The sequence below is a fragment of the Psychrobacter vallis genome, assembly GCF_904846715.1.
GTDB lineage: Bacteria > Pseudomonadota > Gammaproteobacteria > Pseudomonadales > Moraxellaceae > Psychrobacter > Psychrobacter vallis.
In genome coordinates this window covers 293119-315305 of the sequence record NZ_CAJHBU010000001.1, presented here as the reverse complement: position 1 = coordinate 315305, position 22187 = coordinate 293119, and the positions used below count along the sequence as shown (strand labels likewise).

17 protein-coding genes are annotated in these 22187 nt (G+C 44.3%); 5 read left to right on the top strand and 12 right to left on the bottom strand.

Features of this window, described 5'->3' with window-relative positions:
• Nucleotides 1–141 precede the first annotated feature (141 nt).
• Nucleotides 142–921, bottom strand: coding sequence for an IclR family transcriptional regulator (locus tag JMY02_RS01315; RefSeq protein ID WP_201594389.1), 780 nt, complete (start codon nucleotides 919–921; stop codon nucleotides 142–144).
• Between the two features lie 380 nt (nucleotides 922–1301).
• On the opposite strand from JMY02_RS01315, the gene JMY02_RS01310 reads away from it, so the two are divergent.
• The 3 genes from JMY02_RS01310 (at nucleotide 1302) to JMY02_RS01300 (ending at nucleotide 5922) form a co-directional block, all read left to right on the top strand.
• Entirely contained in the window at nucleotides 1302–2783 is a 1482-nt protein-coding gene (locus tag JMY02_RS01310; RefSeq protein ID WP_406947699.1) for an NAD-dependent succinate-semialdehyde dehydrogenase, read from the top strand.
• A 128-nt stretch (nucleotides 2784–2911) separates the two neighbouring features.
• Nucleotides 2912–4171 carry a 4-aminobutyrate--2-oxoglutarate transaminase gene (gene gabT / locus JMY02_RS01305; protein ID WP_201594384.1) on the top strand — a complete coding sequence of 420 codons (1260 nt, stop codon included), beginning with the start codon at nucleotides 2912–2914 and terminating at the stop codon, nucleotides 4169–4171.
• A 308-nt stretch (nucleotides 4172–4479) separates the two neighbouring features.
• Nucleotides 4480–5922 carry an APC family permease gene (locus JMY02_RS01300; protein ID WP_201594382.1) on the top strand — a complete coding sequence of 481 codons (1443 nt, stop codon included), beginning with the start codon at nucleotides 4480–4482 and terminating at the stop codon, nucleotides 5920–5922.
• 93 nt (nucleotides 5923–6015) lie between these two features.
• Here the strand turns inward: JMY02_RS01300 and JMY02_RS01295 are convergent, their stop codons facing one another.
• The 6 genes from JMY02_RS01295 to JMY02_RS01270 form a co-directional block, all read right to left on the bottom strand.
• Nucleotides 6016–7389, bottom strand: a complete 1374-nt coding sequence (locus JMY02_RS01295) for an NAD-dependent succinate-semialdehyde dehydrogenase (RefSeq protein ID WP_201594380.1) — start codon at nucleotides 7387–7389, stop codon at nucleotides 6016–6018.
• A 58-nt stretch (nucleotides 7390–7447) separates the two neighbouring features.
• Complete coding sequence (aguA, locus tag JMY02_RS01290) at nucleotides 7448–8611, bottom strand: agmatine deiminase (protein ID WP_201594378.1); 1164 nt, start codon at nucleotides 8609–8611, stop codon at nucleotides 7448–7450.
• Nucleotides 8612–8675: 64 nt separating this feature from the next.
• A complete protein-coding gene (aguB, locus tag JMY02_RS01285; RefSeq protein WP_227678358.1) occupies nucleotides 8676–9545 on the bottom strand; it encodes an N-carbamoylputrescine amidase in 870 nt (289 codons plus the stop codon).
• Nucleotides 9546–9661: 116 nt separating this feature from the next.
• On the bottom strand, nucleotides 9662–11155 hold the full coding sequence (locus tag JMY02_RS01280; protein WP_201594376.1) for a Na+/H+ antiporter NhaC family protein: 1494 nt from the start codon (nucleotides 11153–11155) through the stop codon (nucleotides 9662–9664).
• A 306-nt stretch (nucleotides 11156–11461) separates the two neighbouring features.
• A complete protein-coding gene (locus JMY02_RS01275) occupies nucleotides 11462–12820 on the bottom strand; it encodes an NAD(P)/FAD-dependent oxidoreductase (RefSeq protein ID WP_265087930.1) in 1359 nt (452 codons plus the stop codon).
• Between the two features lies 1 nt (nucleotide 12821).
• Complete coding sequence (locus tag JMY02_RS01270; RefSeq protein WP_201594374.1) at nucleotides 12822–14165, bottom strand: glutamine synthetase family protein; 1344 nt, start codon at nucleotides 14163–14165, stop codon at nucleotides 12822–12824.
• A 525-nt stretch (nucleotides 14166–14690) separates the two neighbouring features.
• Between JMY02_RS01270 and JMY02_RS01265 the strand changes: the two genes are divergently transcribed.
• The gene (locus JMY02_RS01265; protein WP_201594372.1) at nucleotides 14691–15431 is read left to right on the top strand and encodes a gamma-glutamyl-gamma-aminobutyrate hydrolase family protein; all 741 of its coding nucleotides are present in this window, start codon (nucleotides 14691–14693) and stop codon (nucleotides 15429–15431) included.
• Nucleotides 15406–16119 (top strand): cupin domain-containing protein, encoded by a 714-nt coding sequence (locus JMY02_RS01260; RefSeq protein ID WP_201594370.1) that lies wholly within the window; start codon nucleotides 15406–15408, stop codon nucleotides 16117–16119. The genes JMY02_RS01265 and JMY02_RS01260 overlap by 26 nt, the downstream gene beginning before the upstream one ends.
• A 60-nt stretch (nucleotides 16120–16179) precedes the next feature.
• Here JMY02_RS01260 and JMY02_RS01255 read toward each other — a convergent pair whose 3' ends face one another.
• From JMY02_RS01255 to greA, 5 genes are all read right to left on the bottom strand, one after another.
• Nucleotides 16180–17544 (bottom strand): glycosyltransferase, encoded by a 1365-nt coding sequence (locus JMY02_RS01255; protein WP_201594368.1) that lies wholly within the window; start codon nucleotides 17542–17544, stop codon nucleotides 16180–16182.
• Nucleotides 17545–17647: 103 nt separating this feature from the next.
• Nucleotides 17648–18520: a TIGR03915 family putative DNA repair protein gene (locus tag JMY02_RS01250; protein ID WP_021813846.1), complete on the bottom strand. Its 873-nt coding sequence runs from the start codon at nucleotides 18518–18520 to the stop codon at nucleotides 17648–17650.
• A gap of 79 nt (nucleotides 18521–18599) precedes the next feature.
• Nucleotides 18600–19868: a putative DNA modification/repair radical SAM protein gene (locus tag JMY02_RS01245; protein WP_201594366.1), complete on the bottom strand. Its 1269-nt coding sequence runs from the start codon at nucleotides 19866–19868 to the stop codon at nucleotides 18600–18602.
• A 295-nt stretch (nucleotides 19869–20163) separates the two neighbouring features.
• Nucleotides 20164–21063: a hypothetical protein gene (locus tag JMY02_RS01240; RefSeq protein WP_227678356.1), complete on the bottom strand. Its 900-nt coding sequence runs from the start codon at nucleotides 21061–21063 to the stop codon at nucleotides 20164–20166.
• Nucleotides 21064–21463: 400 nt separating this feature from the next.
• Complete coding sequence (gene greA / locus JMY02_RS01235; protein ID WP_194364035.1) at nucleotides 21464–21940, bottom strand: transcription elongation factor GreA; 477 nt, start codon at nucleotides 21938–21940, stop codon at nucleotides 21464–21466.
• Between the last annotated feature and the right edge of the window lie 247 nt (nucleotides 21941–22187).

The window sequence follows — 22187 nt, the reverse complement described above, 5'->3', positions numbered from 1 at the left end:
TATAAAATGGACACAGAGAAACTGGGATAAATTTTTTGTAGCCTCTTTATGCAAATGCACAGCAAGCAAAATTTATACCAGTCTCGCATCATAATGTCATGTATCTATTTCATTTAATATCAATATCAATGATTTAGAACATCAATAATGCTGCTTGATAGCGTTCGGATTAAAGCCCAAGCACTGCTCAATTTGTTCGGCCAATTCAATCAGTACTGCACTGACCTCAGCACGCTTCGCTTCGTACTCTCCTTGCAAAAAACTGACCGCCATACCAGCAACGGCATTGCCCGACGCATTACGGATATAAGTACCCAAACAGTACATGCCATCGCGTAATTGCCCATCATCGAGTGACACTCGACTTTCCTGAATCGCCATAAGCTCTGTAGACAAATCCGCGAAGTTTTTGACCCCGTGTTGGGTCATGGGCGTGGGAAATTTTTCTTTATATAGTGACTTTATGCTACTCATAGACAAGGTGGATAACATGGCTTTGCCTGTGGCAGAAAACACGGCTGGTACACGCACACCAGCACGAAAGGTAAAGCCGAGCGGCGCAGTTGATTCATGACAAGCCAAAAACACCACTTCTCCCAAATCCAGTTTTGACAAGGTGACCGTGTGTTGAAGTAGCACCGGATACTGAACAATCAAATCTTTAAACAACTGGACGACACTCTGCTGTTGTTCGTATTTGCCTGCCCAATACATCAAATAAGAGCCTAGATGAAAGCGACTTTCAGGGTCTTTATAGATGACATGCTTGGTCAACAAACTCTGCAAGATATTGTGGGTAGAGCTACGAGGCAGTCCAAGTTCTTTGGCGATATGAGCCGCTGTCAAAGGCTGTGAGCTATCTGTAATCAAATCCAAAATCTGAAACGTTTTGTCCAATGCAGGAACGGCGGTCGCGCTCATAGGTCACCTGTAAAAATGAGATAAAAAAAGAAGCATTATAAAGTAATAGGGCGTGTTTGATATTCACAAATAGGCACTGCTGATTGCCGTGGTTGAATTATCAAACACGCCCTACTGTTTTCAAAAATTTGAATAGCCAAAAAAACAAGTGTCAATACTGCATTTAGTAGGCCAAATGCGTTTGGCACAATCCATTATATTTTTTGAGATTAGCATAATTATTAAAATAATGAGATTTAAGGGTTGCAAATCGCGTCATATCATTCTTATAATGATGTCTCATATATAGAATACGTGTTCAGTATATTGAACAAAAAATGAATTATCAATAATTATTTCATACATCCTATTATATCCATTCTTATAAACATACACCCTATATGACAAGGAGCGTCAATATGTCACATACGCTACAGTTATCAAATCCAGATCTACTCAAACAATCTTGTCTCATTAAAGACGGCTGGCACGTCTCTAGTGACGAAGCAGTGCTTGATGTGCACAATCCTTTTAACGATGATCTTATTGGTACAGTACCAAGCCTCACGACCGAAGATGTCAATGATGCGGTTGCTTACGCTCATGAAGTTCAAGTAGATTGGGCGGCAAAAACGGCAAAAGAGCGTGCCGAGCTATTGCAAAAGTGGGCAGACCTTATCGATGCCAATAAAGAAGATCTTGCCATCATTATGACTGCTGAGCAAGGCAAGCCGCTCACTGAGTCACGCGGTGAAATCGGGTATGCCAATAGCTTTATTCGCTGGTTCGCAGAAGAAGGCAAACGTGTCTATGGCGATGTCATTCCTGCCAATAGTACGCAATTACGTCACGTCGTGCTTAAGCAACCCGTCGGTGTTTGTGCCGCTATTACGCCTTGGAATTTCCCAGCAGCGATGATCACGCGCAAAGTTGCCCCCGCGATGGCAGCAGGTTGTACCATTATTGTCAAACCTGCGACGGAAACGCCGTTTTCAGCACTGGCACTTGGTGTGTTAGCCGAGCAAGCGGGTATTCCAGCGGGTGTTCTCCAGATTGTAACTGGTCAATCATCGACCATTGGTGAAATCCTAACGGGTGATGCCCGCATTCATAAGCTATCGTTCACTGGCTCTACCGAAGTTGGTCGGACGCTGATGGCACAATGCGCGCCGACTATTAAGAAGCTGTCATTAGAGCTTGGTGGCAATGCGCCATTTATCGTCTTTGATGATGCAGACTTAGAGAAAGCTGCTACAGGCTTAATCGCTTCTAAATACCGTAATGCTGGTCAGACCTGTGTGTGCGCCAACCGCGTCTATGTGCAAGATAGCATCAAAGATGCGTTCTTAGATGTCTTTGTCAAAAAAGTCGCTGAACTAAAAGTCGGTAACGGCTTAGAAGAAGGCGTGGATATTGGCCCGCTGATCAACAAAAAAGCACTAGATAAAGTACAAGCCCTGCTAAAAGACGCCTTGGATAAAGGTGCCAAATTGGTCACGGGCGGTAGTGTCAATGACGCCTCAGAGCTGACGTATAACCCAACGGTTATCACTGATATTAGCAGTGAGATGGACATCGCTTCTGAAGAAATCTTTGGGCCGATTGCGACAATATTTACCTTTAAAGACGAAGCAGAAGTGATTCGTGCTGCCAACGATACCATTTATGGTCTGGCTGCTTACTTCTATAGCGGCGACTATGCTCGCTCATGGCGCGTAACCGAAGGCCTTGAGTACGGCATCATCGGTCATAACACGGGTTTGATTTCTACAGAAGTTGCCCCATTTGGCGGCGTGAAGCAATCTGGCTTTGGCCGTGAAGGCTCAAAATACGGCATCGAAGACTATATTACGACCAAATACTGGTGTTCTGACATCAGCTAATAACGTCGCTAATGGCTCAATACTTAGCGAAAAATTTTAGATATCTGTGATGTTTTATGTCAAATAAACCGCCAATCTACTACTAACCAGATGGCACCTATATTACGAACCAAGAAAAGGACATTCCCATGACTACCAATCAATCATTACTTGAGCGCCGCAAAGCTGTTTTACCAACAGGACTTGGGGTTGCCTTTCCTATCTTTGCAGAAAGAGCAAAGAATTCAGAAGTTTGGGACGTTGAAGGCAAGCGTTATATCGACTTTGTCGGTGGTATCTCAGTATTGAACACCGGTCACAGCCATCCAAAAATCACCCAACGTGTCCATGAGCAGCTTGACAAATTTACCCACACTGCGGCGCAAATGATCAACTACGAATGCTATGTAGATTTGGCTGAAAAACTATGTGAAAAAGCGCCTATCAGCGGTGACACCAAGGCTTTCTTTTTGACCACTGGCGCAGAAGCCGTTGAAAACTGCATCAAGATTGCGCGTGCTAAAACCCGTCGTCCAGGTATTATCTCTTTTGTTGGTGGTTGGCATGGTCGCACCATGATGTGCATGAGCCTGACAGGCAAAGTATTGCCATACAAAAAGAACTTCGGCCCAATGCCAGGACCTGTGTTCCATGCATTGTTCCCTGCAGAAGAGTTGAATGTGACCGAAGAACAAGCGCTACATAGCCTTGATATGATATTCCAAGCAGATATCGATCCTAGTGAAGTAGCAGCGATGATCATCGAGCCAGTACAAGGCGAGGGTGGTTTCCATCAGGTGACGCCATCATTTGCCAAAGCATTACGCGCCATCTGTGATGAGCATGGCATCGTGCTTATTTTCGATGAAGTGCAGTGCGGTTTTGCCAGAACGGGTACGTTGTTTGCCACTGAGCAGCTAGGTGTTGAGCCTGATTTGATGACCGCCGCGAAAAGCTTGGCGGGTGGTTATCCTATCTCTGCGGTCATCGGCCGTGCTGATATCATGGATGCCCCACAAGTAGGCGGCTTGGGCGGTACTTACTCTGGTAACCCACTTGCTTGTGTGGCGGCACTCGCTGTGATGGAAGTGATCGAAGAAGAGAACTTACTGGAACGTAGCATCGAGATTGGCGATAAAATCGAGTCATTCTTAACAGGGCTCAATCTAAGCACGATCGGTCATATCCGTCATAAAGGCGCGATGCTAGCGTTTGAATTAATCGATAGCGAAGGCAAACCTGATGCCGCTGCTGCTGCCAACCTAAAAGCAAAATCATTTGAGCAAGGCTTGCTACTAGCATCTTGTGGTATGTATGGCAATGCCATTCGAGTGATGGTGCCATTGACGGTAGAAGACGAAGTACTACAAGAAGGTCTTGATATTATTAAAGGTATCCTAACCGTTTAATAAATATTGAGTGTCATTTACTTTAGCGATGGATTGCTTTTAATCAAACACCGATTTTGGTTAAAAATTTGTATTTAAGACAATGGCAAGGCTGCCCTTATGGCACTCATTCTGAGTGTGTTTTTGAACGGCGCCTTGCAAGTCAAGACGCCGTTTTCGTTTTTGCAATTTGCATAGTAGACAAATTGCAAAAATAGTAGTTGGACGAAACGGCATATATAGTAAATATGATGGGTGCTATCCCACTAAACAAAAATAGTGTAACTGTAAAAGGTTCACACGGATGACACACAGACAAGGAGTAGGTTATGTCTGAATTAAAGAAAACGTTAGGTGTGTTTGATATCATTGCACTGGCATTCGGGGCAATGGTTGGTTGGGGCTGGGTCGTACTGGCAGGTGGTTGGATCATCTCGGCAGGTATATGGGGCGCAGTTAGCGCCTTTTTGATCGGCGGTTTTGTGGTTATTTTGATTGGTGTTACTTACGCTGAACTGGCCGCATCAATGCCGATTACTGGTGGTGAGCATACGTATACCCATCGAGCACTGGGGGTAAATGCCTCTTTTATTTGCTCATGGAGTATTTTGTTTGGTTATTTTTCCGTCGTGGCCTTTGAGGCTGTGGCATTGCCTACCGTTGTCGAATATATCGTTCCCAATTATAGCCAAGGTTATCTTTGGACCATTGCTGGATGGGACGTCTATGCCACGTGGGTGGCTGTCGGGATGCTCGGCTCCATCATTGTCACATGGCTCAATATACGCGGTATGGAAGTTAGCGCTTGGTTCCAAAAACTGGCAGTCGTGGGTATTTTCCTCGTCGGTATATTGCTGTTCGTTGGTGCCGTGCTGTTTAATCCTGAGACCTCGAATTCGGTACAAGCCCCAGCCTTTATTGGTGGTATGGGCGGCATCATGACTGTGATGGTTATGGTACCGTTTTTATTCGTGGGTTTTGACGTGATTCCGCAGGCAGCAGAAGAAATTAATCTGACCCGTCCAAATATTGGCAAATTTTTGATTGTCTCTATTATCATCGCCGTACTTTGGTATGTGGCTGTCGCTTGGAGTGTGGGTAAGACATTACCACTGTTACAAGCACAAGACTCAACATTGGCCACTGCGGATGCGATGACTAACGCTTGGAATGGTAAATGGGCGGGTACTTTACTGGTTATTGGCGGTGTGCTGGGTATCTTATCGAGCTGGAACGCGTTTCTTATCGGTGGTAGCCGCTTGTTATATGCCATGGGCAAAACACACATGTTGCCACAGTTTTTGTGCAAGCTACATCCTAAGTACAACACCCCAGTCAATGCTATCTTGTTGATCGGTGGTTTGGCGACACTAGCACCATTATTTGGTCGCAAGATGCTTGTGTGGATTGTCGATGCTGGCGGGTTTGGTATCGTCATCGCTTATACCTGTGTGGCTCTTTCGTTCTTGGTGCTGCGCTACCGTGAGCCTAATATGGTACGCCCGTTTAAAGTACCAGCAGGTAAATTGGTTGGTGTTATCACCATTATTCTCAGTCTTGGTATGTTGACGCTCTATCTACCGGGTATGCCATCAGCACTTGTCCCTATCGAGTGGTGGATCTTCCTTGGCTGGACGGTTCTAGGTGCTGCCTTGTACGGTTATGCCACGATGAAAAATCCTGGTAAGAGTAAAGAAATCATGGATCATGAGCTGCATGAACTAAAAATCGTGAATCAGCAATGGTTAAAAGACAATCCATATAAAAAATAGCGTTATTGATGTGAGTAAATCCGTTTAACAATAAAAAACCTAACGTTGAAGCGTTAGGTTTTTTTACTTCATCCAATTAAGGGCTCATATTTCTTAAGACTTATCACGAATCAGCTTATAGTTTAAGAATTCTGTTATACCAAGAGTACCAAGCTCACGACCAAATCCTGAGCGTTTAACACCACCAAAGGGTGTATTTGCTTCAGTACCAGAAGGTGCATTGATAGTCACCATGCCCACTTCTAATTTATCAGCAATATCAGCAGCTAGTTCAGCATCTTGCGTTTGGATAGAAGCACCAAGACCGAAAGGCACGTCATTGGCAATCTTGATAGCATGGTCGATGTCACGAGCTTTATAGACGACAGCGACAGGACCAAACAGCTCTTCACGGTAGACATCCATTGACTCATTAACGTCTGTCAGTACAGCAGGTTTGAACCAAGCGCCCGGCTTGTCTTGCACTATACCGCCTTCTACTAGGACAGTCGCGCCTGCTTGAACGGCACTGTCTAACTGCTCTTGTAAATTGACCGCGGCCGCCTTTGAAGACATTGGGCCAATAAAGGTTTTTTCATCAAGAGGGTCAGCCAATGTCATAGCACGTACAGCATCGGTAAAGCCTTCGACGAATTGATCATAGACAGACTCAATGACGATTAGGCGTTTGGCGGCATTGCAGGCTTGACCGGCGTTACCAAACCGACCAGAGATAGCGCCTTGTATGGCTTTTTTGATATCGGCATCGGCAGCGACGATGAAAGCATCTGAACCGCCCAACTCTAGAACGACCTTTTTGAGTGCGCCACCCGCTTCTTTTGCGACTGCTTGTCCAGCGCGTTCAGAGCCAGTTAGTGAGATGCCTTGTACACGTTTGTCATGAATAATGGTGGCTGCCTGATCGTTGGTGGCGAAAATATTGTTATAAACGCCATCAGGTACGCCCGCATCTTTGAACATATCAGCGATAACTTCTGCTGTCTTAGGACATTGCGGCGCATGCTTTAAAATGATGGTATTACCTGCCATAAAATTTGGTGCGACAAAGCGTGCCACTTGATAATGCGGATAATTCCACGGCATGATACCGAGTAGGGCGCCTACAGGGTGCTTTTCTACCGAAGCTGACCCAGTATCAACGTCAATGGTATTCGGTGCGAGTAGCTGCTCAGCGTTGTCTGCATAGTAACGATAGATTTCAGCCACCAGACCAATTTCACCCTTGGCTTGTGCGACGGGCTTACCCATCTCATTGGCCACGATGCGAGCCAGCTCGTCTTGACGTTCAAGATAGCTATCAGCAATTTTATGCAGTAGTGCACTGCGCTCACTCAATGAGACCTGACGCCAATCCTGATAGGCATTATCAGCTTGCTCGATGACTTGTTGAATATCTTGTTCAGTGGCGGTAGGGTATGTGGCTTCTAGGTCGCCAGTGGCTGGGTTATTGATTTGATAATCGCTCATAGCTATGTCCTTGTTTTTACAATATTCTTAGGTTTAAAATCCATTTGTGCTTATAATTTTATGCTGATGCTGATGCTGATGCTGATGCTGATGCTGATGCTGATGCTGATGCTGATGCTGATGCTGATGCTTTTGGTTGCTGCTGGGTAATACAGTGGATATTCCCACCACCAAAAACAATCTCTCTCGTTCGTACTCCCACTACTTGATGCTGAGGGAAGACTTTTTCAAGCTGCTCGATGGCGAGTGCATCATTCACATCATCATATTGCGGTACGATGACCGCATCATTACAAATGAGAAAATTGGCATAAGAGGCAATGCAAACGTCACCGCTTAGACGTGGTTTGGCATCGTCAGACTGGGTAATATCATAGTCATCAGGTAAGGTCACTGGCTGCTGGGTACAGCAAAGCTTATGCACGATTAAGCGTCTGCCTTTTGCATCGGTCATAGTTGAGAGCTGCTCAAAGGCTTTTTGCGTGGCGTCATAGAACAGGTGCTCAGGGTCGTCAGTGTATAAGCAGACTACCTCACCAGGGCGCACAAAGCAGGCGATATCATCGACATGTCCGGTGGTTTCATCAGGATCAATCCCATCATCAACCCAGAGCACTTTTTGCACATTGAGATAGGCTTTTAACTTATCTTCAATCTGTACTTCGGTCAGGTGCGGGTTACGTCCAGGGCTGAGTAGACACATACGTGTGGTCAGAACCGTGCCTTCACCATCGACATGAAACGCACCGCCTTCCATAACGAAACCATCTGTTCGATAGCGATCGATCCCTAAGTGATCACTCAGGCGCGCAGCCAATTTATCATCATCATCCCACGGCGTATAGAGACCATCGTAGTCGCCGCCCCACGCATTGAATGTCCAATCACAAGCGCGCAGCTCACCAGTATCATTGACCAAAAATGTCGGCGCCGTATCTCGCGCCCACGCATCATTGCTGGGCATCGCAATAACGTCAATAGCGGTAGGCAAGCTATCGCGGCACTGCTCATAGTCATCTGGATTGACCAACACACCAACGCTGCAAAAGTCGTGGATTGCTAAGGCAACATCGGCATACGCTTTTTTGGCAGGAGTGGCTTGTTGTCGCCAGTTGTCTGCGCGATGGGGCCATACCATCCATATCTTTTCTATCGGCTCAAATTCTGCTGGCATGTGAAAGCCGTCTTGCTCTGGTGTCGTATCGGTCAGTAATATAGACATAAAATCACCTTGTCGCATTCAAGCGATAATAAAAGTAGTGAGGATTGATTAAAAATAGAGCCAGTTAGCCATGAGTCAGCAAAGTGCCATACATGGATGGACGGCGATCACGGAAAACACCCCATTGACGCCGCTCGATAGCCAGTTGATCTAAATCAAAGGTCGTACTAATGACTTCGTTTTTATCCGCAGAGGCTTCTTGTATGATCTCGCCGCGACCGTCAGTGATAAATGAGCCACCGTAGAATTGCATGGTACTGTCTTGACCATTTTGGCTGATGGTCTCCTTGCCGATACGGTTAGATGCGATAACGGGCATCAGGTTGGCGGCGGCATGACCTTGCATACAGCGCTGCCAATGACCTTTTGAATTGATACCGAGTGTTGGTTCATCACCAATAGCAGTCGGATAAAACAATAGCTCTGCGCCCATCAAGGCCATGCTGCGAGCGCATTCAGGGAACCACTGATCCCAGCAGATGCCCACCCCAATTTTGGCGTATTTGGTGTCCCAAACCTTAAATCCTGTATCACCGGGAGTAAAGTAGAATTTTTCAGCATAAGGAATGCCATCTGGTATATGAGTCTTGCGATAGGTGCCCAGTATCTCGCCATCAGCATCGATTACGGTCACGCTATTAAAAAAGGTATTGCCTGATTTTTCATAAAAGCTAATCGGTAATACCACTTCCAGCTCTTTGGCCAACTGTTTGAAATGGTTGATAGCTGCGTTGTCGGCAACGGTAGTGGCCAGTTTGAAATAATCAAAGTCATGAACTTGGCAGAAGTAGGGCGTCTCAAACAATTCTTGGAGCAAGATGATATTAGCACCAGATTTGGCCGCCTTAGTGACCAAATCAGTCGCAGTGGCAATATTTTGCTGGATATCCCAGCCACAGGTCATTTGCGTGGTGGCAACGGTAACATTTCGCATGATCTAAATCCTTTTAATAGTAGATAAGTAATACGGTATAGAGATAATAGGTTTTGTGGTCTAACCAACCATTAAAGAGTATTGGTTAGACCACAACGACTAGCATTGGGCTTGGCTTAAGCCATCATGTAACCCAATCCTAAGAAAGCAACGACGGATAGCACGGCTCCCAGCATGGCATAAGGGAACTGGGTAAAGGCATGCTGCATGGGTGAGCAGCCAGCGCCTTGCGCGGCCAGTAATGATGAGTCACTAAAGAAGCAAGCATGACTACCAAATGAAGACGCTGACAACAACGCACCAATCATAAGCGGTGTGCTCACGCCAAGCGCAAGTGATATTGGGAAGACAATCGGCATGGCCAACACATACAGACCCCAGCTTGATGACGTAGCGAATGTTAAGAACGCCATGACCGCAAAGATAACCGCAGGAAAGATAATAATCGTCATATAAGGGGTGATGGCTTCAATCACATAGGTGGTCATACCAAGATCATCATTGATGGCTTTTAAGAAAAAGCCGCCAATAACTGTTGAGAGTGGATAAAGCATGACTTTGAAGCCTTTAAAAATAGACTCTACTTGGGTCTCAAAGCTCAAAATACCTTGCATCCAATAGACAACAACCGTGACAAAACAAGTTAGCAACGCACCGCGCAACAGATCAACTTCGAAATAAATAGTCGAGACAATAAGCAAAATCATTGGAAAAGCAAAGTTTGCGATATTGGCTTTGAATGACAATTTGCGTTTGGCTTGGACGTTTGAGACCAGTTGTTCTTCTACAAATGCTTCAGGAACAGGGTGGCCTGATTTGGCGCGTGCTTCCGCTTTTTTCATGGGGCCCCAGTCACCTAAGATACCATAAGCGACCAAGAATACGATTAAAAGAGCGAACCACGCATAGGCCATAAAAGGAATGGCGCTGATATAAAGGCCAAGACCTTCGCCTTCTGTGGCCACACCATTTTCTTCTAATAGTCCTGCAAAATACACTGCCCAAGTAGAGATAGGTACGATCACACACATCGGCGCTGCGGTAGAATCGACGATATAGGCGAGCTTCTCGCGAGAGACACCATACACATCCGTGAGTTTTTTAACAGAGGTGGAGACGGCAAGGCAGTTTAGATAATCATCGATAAAGACCACCACGCCCAAAGCGAAAGTGGCCAATAGTGACTGACGACGCGACTTAATGATTTTTTGTAGCCATTCGCTAAAGCCATCAAGACAGCCACTAATCTCAAGCAATTGAATAAGTCCGCCCATCAGACCACAGACGAGCACAATCCAGATAATGGTTTCATTACCCAATACCATCGATATATTGTCTGCAAAAGGGGAGACCAGATCAAAAGGATTGAGCATCACAAGGCCCGCGACACAACCTGCGATCATAGATTCGAATGGTCGCCTAGAGACAATGGCAATTACTAATACCAATAATGTTGGCAATAAGGACAGGGCGCCCCACGATTCATCTGGGCCACGGGTGGTGGATAGCCACGCAAACACTAAGTAAATAGCGATTGCGCCTAGTACGGTGAGAAATACTCGCTTGTTGTGATACTGCCCCTCGATAGCATCATTGAGTTTCATATTCATAGTTACGCTCCCTGTAGAACTCTGTTTTTAGGAAAAACTCTCGTCTGTGGTGGATGTCAGATAGACAGTAGCGAACTGACCCTCTACCTAGCCCTATCACAGAAGCTTGTTGCTATGAAAGGTTGATTTGATAACAGTTATAAAAGTGAGAACGTTTTGTTTATTGAGTATTAAGTATTCAATCTCTAAGGTGTGTAATATAGTCAGTTCAATATAATTTCGATACAAGGAAACCGAGTGCAAGCGATACATTAGTATGCTTAGCGAGGATGACGATGTAGCGGATTTATATAGACTTGGCTATAGTCACATACCCGTTGTGTCTTTTAATGCATACCACCATGAACCCATAACAGAATAAGGAACTCGCAGCGCGCGACCCCCAGGGAACGGTATCCACGGAATCTGTGCAAACGTGTCAAATTCTCTGGTGTTGCCATTGATGGCATCAGCCAAGATTTGTCCAAACAGATGCGAGCCTGTCACGCCGTGACCACTGTAACCATGAGCGAAAAATACCCGATCGTGTAGCTTGCCCATTTGTGGTACGCGAGAGAATGACAAGGCAAAATTACCGCTCCATGCGTAGTCAATTTTGACATCACGTAGTTCAGGGAAAATTTTGTTCATGTTGGGTCTAATTTTGGCGGTAATGTCAGCAGGATCTTGTCCGCCGTATACTGTGCCGCCGCCGAACAACATGCGTTTATCTGCTGACAGGCGATAGTAATCGAGAATATAGCGCACATCTTCAACACAGACATCGGTCGGCAGTAACTGATCGGCTAAGTCTCCTAATGGTTCAGTCGCAATAATCTGTGTCGATACAGGCATGACACGATCAGTCAGTTTAGGGATGACTTTGTTCAAATAGGCATTGCCACACAGAACCGCTTTCTTACAAGTGACTGAGCCAAACTCAGTGATGACTTTAATACAATCGTCGGCATACTCAATATCAACCACTAGCGTGTTTTCATAAATAGTACCGCCGCCTTGCTCGATAGCCGCTGCTTCACCTAGTGCAAGGTTCAATGGATGAATATGTCCACCTGAATGGTCAATGACGCCGCCCACATAAGCATCTGACTTGATATGTTTTTGCATGCCTTGCTTATCCAGCATTTCTCTATCATGCATACCATGGCTTTCCCACAGCGCATGAGTTTCTTGTAAGTCTTTTAGCTGTCCGTTGTTTAATGCGGCAAAGATATTCTTTTCTTTGAGATCGCAGCTGATATCGTAGTCTTTGACAAAACGGCGAATGATCTTGCCGCCGCGAGTGACCAGCTGACCGACAAAGTCTGCATTGTGTTGGCCGTAAGACTTTTTGATCTTTTGTAGACTGGCATTCAGACCATTGACAATTTGACCACCATTACGACCTGACGCGCCCCAACCAATCTGTGCGCCTTCAAGTACGACGACTTCGTGATCCGACTCAATGAGGTGCAGAGCAGTGGATAGACCACTATAGCCGCCACCGACCACACAGATTTCTACTTGAATGTCGTTTTTAAGCGTCGGTCTGTCTGGCTTAGGATTACGACTGGCTGCATAATAGCTGTCAGGATAGTGTCCCTTGTCGGAATAATGCGGGATATTGCGTGAGTTGTTGGACGGACGGTTGGCAGCGGTGTGCGGTGTCGCATTGCTATTTGACATATTAGACATCCTGTAAATAGGTGAGGTATTCAAGGTTGGTGACTTGCTGAGCAAAGCGCTTGGCTTCTTGCTTTTTGACGGCAATCAACAGTTCAATCATCTCGCTTGGGAACAGTGCATCAATGACATCACTGCTTTCAAACTTGCGGATGGCTGAGAGCCAGTCTAAAGGTAAGGTTTTCAATTCCGCTTCGTTATAAGTAATACTATTAATGGGTTCTGGTGCTTCAAGCTTGTTTTCAATGCCATAAAGCATGCCGGCCAGTACCGCGCTACAGACCAAATAAGGATTGGCATCTGCGCCAGAGACACGGTGCTCAATACGGCGTGCTTTTGAATCACCACCCGGGATACGTACGGCTGCCGTGCGATTTTCATAACCCCACGACACATTGTTTGGTGCCAATGTACCCGGCGTAAAGCGGCGATAAGAATTGACATGTGGGGCAAATAACAAAGTGCAGTCTGACATGGTTTTTAATAATCCAGCGACTGCATAGCGTAATATTTCCGAGCCTTCCTCTGACCCATCATCGAAAACATTGTTGCCATCTTTATCTAGTAAGCTGCAATGGACATGGAAACCATTGCCCGATTGCAGACCAAACGGTTTTGCCATGAAAGTGGCCGTGAGCTTACGGCGAGCTGCGACAGCCTTGACAACTTGCTTAAATAAAATGGCATCGTCCGCCGCTTTTAAGGGGTCGTCTACGTGTAGTAAATTGATCTCAAACTGACCACAGCCATTCTCAGCCAACGCGGCATCAACAGGAATATCGAGTTTCGCACATTGAGCATAGACTTCATCTAAAAACTCATCAAACTGTAGTAAGTCATTAATACTTAGGATGGAGGTCTTATTCAGCCTTAGGCCGCTTTTTGGGCGAATAGGCGGTTTTGGCGTCTCACCTTCAGTATAGTCCACCAAATAAAACTCAAGCTCAGTTGCCATAACCGGAGTGAGTCCAAGTGCTTTGAATTTTTTGCTGATGTAATCTAAAACGTGTCTGGCATCACCGTAATAAGGGTCATTATTTTCAGTATAAAGCCAAATAGGAAGCAAGGATGAGGGCGCACTGGTATTGAGAAGAGGATAGGCTGCTCGGCCTGTAGGGCGAGCAATGGCATCTATATCACCATTACACTGAGAAGACTCGATGACATCAGCACCCCAGATGTCGACCCCCAAGATTGATAGAGGCAAGCGAATCCCGCCACTTTCTGCTTTTTCCATCTGATCAAAAGGAATACGCTTACCACGAAGTAAGCCATTAATATCACCTGCTGCAACATACACATATTCTGTATCTTTTGCAGATTCGACCATTCCATTGGTTGTCGTCATGTCTATTCTTCCTATGAGTGTCTAAAGTTGCTGGGATTATGTCACTTAGATTACGATTGATTTTGGGCACTATGAATCACGGTTTTTGATAAGGACTATGCATAACTGGTTAGTGGGGTTTATAAATAACACTTAAGAAGCTGATAATTGTTCAAAATAACGTTTATTTGTATCAAAATACGGTCAATAAATATCTTTTTAAGACCGATTGATATTATTTATAATAATATCAATGCCTTATATTAAAATAAATTTGGTTATTTTCCTTGAAAAAAGGATATGTATAACGCTTACTTGTTTTTTAATGTCTTCCTGATGACTTCTAATATATTGATGAAAATTATAGTTGTCAATTTTTATTTAAAATTAGCCTAAATTAAGTCAATAGCACTTATATTGTACTAATAACCATGATATTGAAGTTTATAGTTTACATTTTATGAGGTGATGTGCTAAATTTTAGATAAATAAAGGATAAGACCATTCAAACTACTAAGTTTGTCTGCTACCACTAGGGAAGATAATATGGAAAATTCTAGACCCATCATTGCTATTGTGTCTTGTCATAAGATGGTTGATGGTCAACCGACACAAGCGGTATATCAGAAATATATCGATGCCGTGAACTTCTACGGTGGTAATCCCATATTGCTACCAAACACTGCCGCTGATAGTAAAAACTTTGAGGCGTTACTGGCCATTGCAGATGGTATTTTATTGACGGGCAGCTATAGTAATGTGGCGCCGACGCGTTATGGCGCGACGCACATTGAAGCAAAGCAAGACTTGGGTCGTGATGAGCTTAGTTTTAAGCTATTGGCATATGCAGACAAAATGGGTACGCCTTTACTGGCAGTTTGCCGAGGCTTGCAAGAGATGGTCGTGCATTTTGATGGCACGTTGCATCCTGATTGGCGTGAAGTTGAAGGGTTTTATGAGCAACATTTAGAGGACAATAGGCAGCCTCTTGAGGTGCAATATCAGCCAATACATGACGTCCTCATTCAACCTAACGGTAGACTTGCCGAATTTGGCGAGAAGTGGCACGTCAACTCATTACATAAGCAAGCGACCAATAAAGTAGGCGCGCGTTTATTTGTCGAAGCGCTAGCCCCCGATGGTTTGGTAGAGGCCGTCAGCTTATTGCAACATCCATTTATGATTGGTGTACAATGGCATCCTGAGTTAAATTATGCACAAGATCACTTGTCCAAATTTCTATTCACGGAATTCATTCACTATGCCAGCAAAAAAAACACTGAATAGTACTACTGAAGATAATACAAGTATTGCCCACTCTGAAATCGGTATTGATGAAAGCGTTGAGGACGAGAGCAGTATTGAGACAGATGATATCGATAATGATGATGAGTTGACAGACTCTGAAACAGAAGAGTCGTCCGAAGAAGATATTGGTAAAAAGATCAATCAGCTGCGACTAGCAAAAGGCTACTCGCAGCGTAAACTGGCTAAGTTGTCAGGTTTGACCAACACCTCTATCAGCTCTATTGAACGCAACAAAGTCAGTCCAGCAGTAAATACCTTAAAAGCTATTTTAGGTGTGCTGGGCTCAGATCTGACCACGTTTTTTAGCGATGAGTGGAAGGAACCAAAGGCGAGAGTGATTGTGACGCCAAAGGATTTATTAGAGCTCAGCGAGCCTAATAGCAGAGTCTCTTTAAAGCAAGTCTACAACTGTAGTGCGACGAGAAACTTGGGGTTTTTGATCGAAACGTATCAGCCGAATAGCTCAACAGAAGAAAGAATTGCTCATGAAGGTGAGGAGATTGGTACGGTCATCGAAGGGAAAATCATTATTCGTATCAACGAGACCACGTATTTGTTAAATGAAGGTGACAGCTATGTGATTGATACCAATCAACCGCATACTTTTATTAATCCTACGGATAGTGTGTCTCGTATTGTTAGTGCACATACACCAATGACTTACTAAGTTATACCAAGCTCGAAAAAATAAATCCGTTTAACAATAAAAAAACCTAACGTTGAAGCGTTAGGTTTTTTTATTGTTTTGAATCATTCCTGAAGCAGCAGGTGTCTTTGAGATATCTGTCGTTTTGGGCTTTTTTTTGTGCAGGTCTACTTTGCTGTTTTTATCTAATGAAAGCTCAGGCTTTATATAAAGAGACTCAGAATATCTACTAGTGAGTTTACGGTTAAGTTTAGAGGGTTTCTTTAAGCTTTTTTGGATTCTGCTTATCGCTGCGGCATCTGCTTCGGCCTGCTCTTCTGCTAGCGTTTTATTATGTAAATCTTGGTAGACCGCAATGGTTTCATCTATCATTTCACGCATGGTAAATTTGTTTGTCATTTCAGGACGCGTGACGCTTTCTAGCTGGTTTCTAACGGCTTTGCATAACGCATTGGCATTATATTTTTTAACCAGCCCTTGTGGATAAAGCGGTTGTAAAATTTCACTAAAGGCCGCTTGATCCCAGCCAATAACAGGTGTGCCTAAATGAATTGCTTGTAGAGCATTAATACCGATCGATTCAGGCTCGTTCGCCAGCGCCAAAACGATATTGGCCGCTGAGAGCCACTCACGCATGTCATTACGTTTGCTACCGACATAAGTGATACGGTCGGCCAGATCTAGCGCATTGGTACGCTGACGAAAATCTTCATGCACCACATCGTTAACTTTATAGTCTTCGTCCATAATAATGACATGAATGTTGGGGAATTGTTCATGTAAATTACCCAAAATATCAATGAGCCACTCTTGACCATATTCGTGACCGATGACTGTGGGAAACACCAACCATTTTTTATGCTCAAGCTCGGGGTATTCAGCAAAGGTATGCCTCAACCAATAGACAGAAGGATTGTGCCGATAAGGGTAGCGGCGAGTATCGACCCCGCGATAAATACGTTTAATGGTTTTGGGGTCAGCGTCTTCGCGGCGTAGGCCTTTTTTTAGATAATTGGTGACACTGTCAGATACCGTAATAATGGTGTCGACATCAAGCAAGGCCTTTGAGTACTTATTGATAGGATAAAAACCATACATGGTTGATACCAACTTTGGCATACGTTTGACGCGAGCACGGCGCAACGCTAAATGCAGTATCCATGCAGGTGTGCGTGAGTGGACATGAATGACATCAGGATCATATTTTTCAATCAGTTGGCGCAAGGCTGAAACTTGTAATAATGATAACCAAGACTTTTTATTCATGTGTAGCTGATGATAGTGATTACCGTCACGTTTTAGACGTTTGACCAAATCATTGTCTTCATCCGCACTAGCAACGATGATGGAGGTATGCTCGTTTTTGACCAATGCTCGCCCAAGATGAAAAATACCGCGTTCGGATTCATCATGCTTTAAGGATGACAGCAGGCGCATAACTTTCATAATAACGGGAGTCACTGGTAGATAATAGCAAGCTGCTATTGTCAGTCAAAATTGGTCAAAACTCAACCTTCAAAATAAAAAGATAACGTTGGACAGTGAGTTTTTAGCGACGTTTTTGTAGATGTTCGGCAGTGGGTAGCACTTGTTTTTCACTCAAATACTTCCAATAGCGCTGCGGTAGGTACTGTTTATGCAATCGTGGGTTCTTACGTTCTTTAATATTGACATTGGTAAAGTACCCTTGCCAAAATTTCTGATAACGCTGCTCATCAGGACTATGAATACTGGCAGGATGGCGCAATACGGCATCATCAAGGTCAGTAATGGTTTGTAGTTTAGCTGGATGCGAGGGTGTACTCTGACTTTTGTCATAATAAATACCATAGCCGCGCGTTATATCATAAATCGCCCAGTGTTGGTCTTGATAGCGCTGGCGAAAATGCTCACCAATCAATGGCAACACGTTAAAATCAGGCGATACACGCGCAAAATAAATATCATCAGTGGTGTGCTCAAAACGCACAAATGCTTCCATACGGTGTTTTTCACGCCCGACAGATTTGACCGTCTGTACCAGTTCAAGTATGTCTAAATGACCAAGATCTTGCATGATGTGCCGACTAGGATAATCAATGGCATACTTGACCACATGAAATAAAGTGGTGCCGATATCGTCTTTCTCCGATAAAAACCCCCATAAGATATTGCGCATACCTGAGCGACCCAATAGCGTGTTCAGCTTGGTTAACACCCGCTCTGCTTTGTCTTCATCGGTATCAACGCTAACTGTTTGAGCGATCAATGAGGGCACATAACTGTCGTGAGCGGTCAGCTGTAATGCTGGATCATGCTGTAATTTTTGCTCATAAACATAATAAACCGCGCTCAGCCAGCCCTCAAAACTTGGCTGGTAGAGCACGATACTGGGCGTTAACTGACCAATAGGATAAGTATAGTTTTGTGCAATTTGAGACATGTTTTATCCTACATGAAGTAGCGAGGTGGCAACTTGCTTTAGAGTGTATTTATTTTAGAGCGTGTCTGTAAGACAGATTCTAAAATAATGCCAACTGTCCACTACGTTGATCTTTAAATTTGGTCTGCGTTTGCGCCAGTACATATTGACGAAAATTATCGCGAGTCAAATGGGCAAGATGCTCATTTTTACCCGTTGTGGCGATAAAGTATTTGGCTCGATTGACCGCTGCGCCCATCTTCTTTAGATGATATAACGTCAGCTGATTAAATTTACGTGCTTTCACTATTTTTTTAGCGGTCTTTGTACCGATACCAGGAATCCGTACAATCATCTCATACGTCGCTGTTTGGATATTGACTGGGAAATGTTCACGATGACGTATTGCCCAAGCCAGTTTTGGGTCACAGTCCAAATCTAGAAAAGGCGACTCAGGTTCAACAATTTCATGCGCGCCAAAACCATAAAAACGCATCAGCCAGTCTGCCTGATAGAGACGGTTCTCACGCACCATAGGCACAGGCGTTCCAATCGCTGGCAAGCGGCTGTCAGAGAGCATCGGCACGTAGCCTGAGTAGTAGACGCGTTTAAGCTCATATTGCTTATAAAAATGGCTGGATAGCTGAATAACTTGCAAGTCTGTCTCATTACTGGCACCAACGATCATTTGGCTGGTTTGACCTGCTGGTGTAAATTTTGGCGCTTTCTTGTGGGTTTTACGGCTTTCACGAATGGTAATAATCTCTTCTTTCACCGTCTCCATTGGCGCTTTTAATTGCTCATGCGATTTTTCTGGTGCGAGCAAGGCAAGTCCTGACTTGGTCGGAATCTCGATATTTACGCTTAAGCGATCGGCATATAGTCCAGCTTCTAGCAACAATTCTTTCGACGCACCGGGAATCGTTTTTAGGTGAATATAACCATTAAAACGCTCACGGGTACGCAGTATTTTGGCGACTTCGACCAGTCGCTCCATCGTATAATCGCCGCTTTTAAAAATACCTGAGCTGAGAAACAGTCCTTCAATATAATTACGACGATAAAACTGCATGGTTAGATCGACCACTTCTTCAACGCTAAAAGCGGCGCGCGGCGTGTCATTGCTTTTGCGAGAGGTACAATATGCACAGTCGTAAATACAATGGTTGGTCAAAAGGATTTTTAGCAGACTGACACAGCGGCCATCTTCAGTGTAGCTATGGCAAATACCAGTTGCTGAAGCATCACCAAGACCACCGCCTTGGTTTTTTCGGGTACCAGCAGAGGAGGAGCAAGAGACATCATATTTAGCCGCATCTGCTAAAATATTGAGCTTGCCCTGTAGTCTTTCATAGTTGATGGTGGCCATAAGCAGGTATTTACCAATGAATTAATGAAAGTCTATTTTAACAAAATTGGTGTTAAAGCATTGTATTTATAGGAAAATTGCGAAAACAACACGACATTGAGTGTCGCTTTTTAGGTGAAGTTCGTTAGTAGTCAATGGTCAGCTATGTCACATTATGCTTCCCACTTATCCAGTCATACCGCCGATATCTGAGACTAAAAAAGGCCTTGAATGTTCAAGACCTTTTATAAAGAATAATGCTTGGTTATTTTTGCTATTTTAAATTACTGTTGATGTTTTAAAATTGGCTTTATTTTTATTGAACCTGTGCGCGTATGACGACAGTTTGGGCAGCATTAGGATTAAGATTGACTAAATTCCATTTAAGTCCAGAGTAATTCTCTTGAACGACGACAGTATTGCCAACTTGTTGAATGGTCTGATAGCTGTTGCCACCCGTGGTCGCAAGCGTTGGTAGCGGACTGTTTAACGATACCAGTCTCACGTTAGCCGGTAAGGAAACCATCGCATTGATATCGTTAACTGGCTGTGCTGTGGTGTTGGTATAAGTCGTATGGTACTCAATCACATCACCTGGTGCGATATGATTGGCAGGCACTGCGACGTCACGTCCAGCGCTATTTTTTAGAATCTTCATGACCTTGGTTTGCGCGTTGACAATATCAGGTGTACTAAACGTCGGTGTTAATTGTAGTGCGTCTAAAGACGTTGTCGTGGTTATTTGATTGATGACTGGCAATTGCGTGGCCGCCGCCACAGGCAGTACTTGTGTCACAGTACTGATTGGCGTGGTGATAACATCAACTTTGGTAACTTGGTTGGTCATCTGATTGGTCACAGGCACGCTGGTGACCGTGGTGCTGCCTTGCGTAATGACTGTATTATTAGTGCCACCTTGGCGGACGACATAACGTGGAACCGTGGTGACTTGCGTTACCGCATAAGGCATACCGTCTTGTATGGTAATACCGTTTGGTGTCGCAGTGATGGTGGCTGTTTTGCCGTCAGAATATTGCTCAACGACAGTCGTGCTACCGCCAGCAGATGAGTTGATAGTGATTTCGGGCGCGGCATAGGCTGAAGTGGCAGCAAGCACAGTGCCTGCTAGCATTGCAGACAAAGCGGTGGTGAGTGATGTTTTTTGGACAATCGTTTTTTTAGCAGTAACAGCTGGTGTATCAAAGTGCATGACCATAAAAACTCCTTTAAATAACAGTAAATGAAACAGAAATAAACAACGTTTAGACAAGAAAAACCCCCGTTAAATGACACAACAAAGCATGTCAAATAACAAGGGTATCGGTACTGATAAGAGGCAATACTGGCTACTATCGTCAAAGCATTGGTAGATGGTTTTGACTGTATTCAGCCATCATTGTTTTCCGTCCGATGCCGAGCCAAATGGTACAGCAACCTATATGAAAGCAATTATGCGCTAAAACGAATTGAGTAGAAAAGCAGCATTGTGTAACTACTATTCTAAAAATAACAATGGTTTGCCTTGTTTTCTTGATTGATTGTCTAAGTTAATGGCGATTCTATTAACTGTAATATCAAAGAGTTTTTTATCAAAATGCTGTAGAAAGCCATTCAAATTAATCGTATATGACTTTCATGACTTCGTATTCAACCACGCCTTTAGGGGTTTCAATACGCACTTCATCGCCTTCAAACTTACCGATAAGGCCACGAGCAATCGGGGAGTTAACCGATATTTTGCCAGCTTTGAAATCGGCTTCATCGTCACCAACGATTTTGTACTGTTTTTCTTCTTCAGTGTCCATGTTTTCGATGACGACGCTAACGCCAAACACGATACGACCTTCTTTCGTTAATGTCGCAGGGTCGATGACTTGTGCGCCACCAAGTTTGGCTTCGATATCACGGATACGAGCTTCACAAAAGCCTTGCTGCTCGCGCGCTGCATGGTATTCAGCATTTTCTTTTAGATCGCCGTGTTCGCGCGCTTCAGCAATAGAAGCAGTGATGCGTGGACGGTCAATACTTTTTAACTGTTTTAACTCGGCTTCTAAAGCCGCATGTCCTTGCGGAGTCATGGGATAACGTTGCATGTTTTTTCCTTAAACCAATAACACCACACCATCTCATAAGGAGATGGTGCCAATGTTGTTGCAATGAGTATGAAATATAAAAAGACTGAGGTTCAGATGAGGTCATCATTAAACGAACTGTCATGTATGAGCGTGTCTATTCTTAAAATTAGACACACTGAACCTTACGTAATAAAAAGCATAGTCGCCGTTCAGCCACTATGCTTTTGGGTCTATCTTTACAAAGATATTATTTTTTTAAAGCATG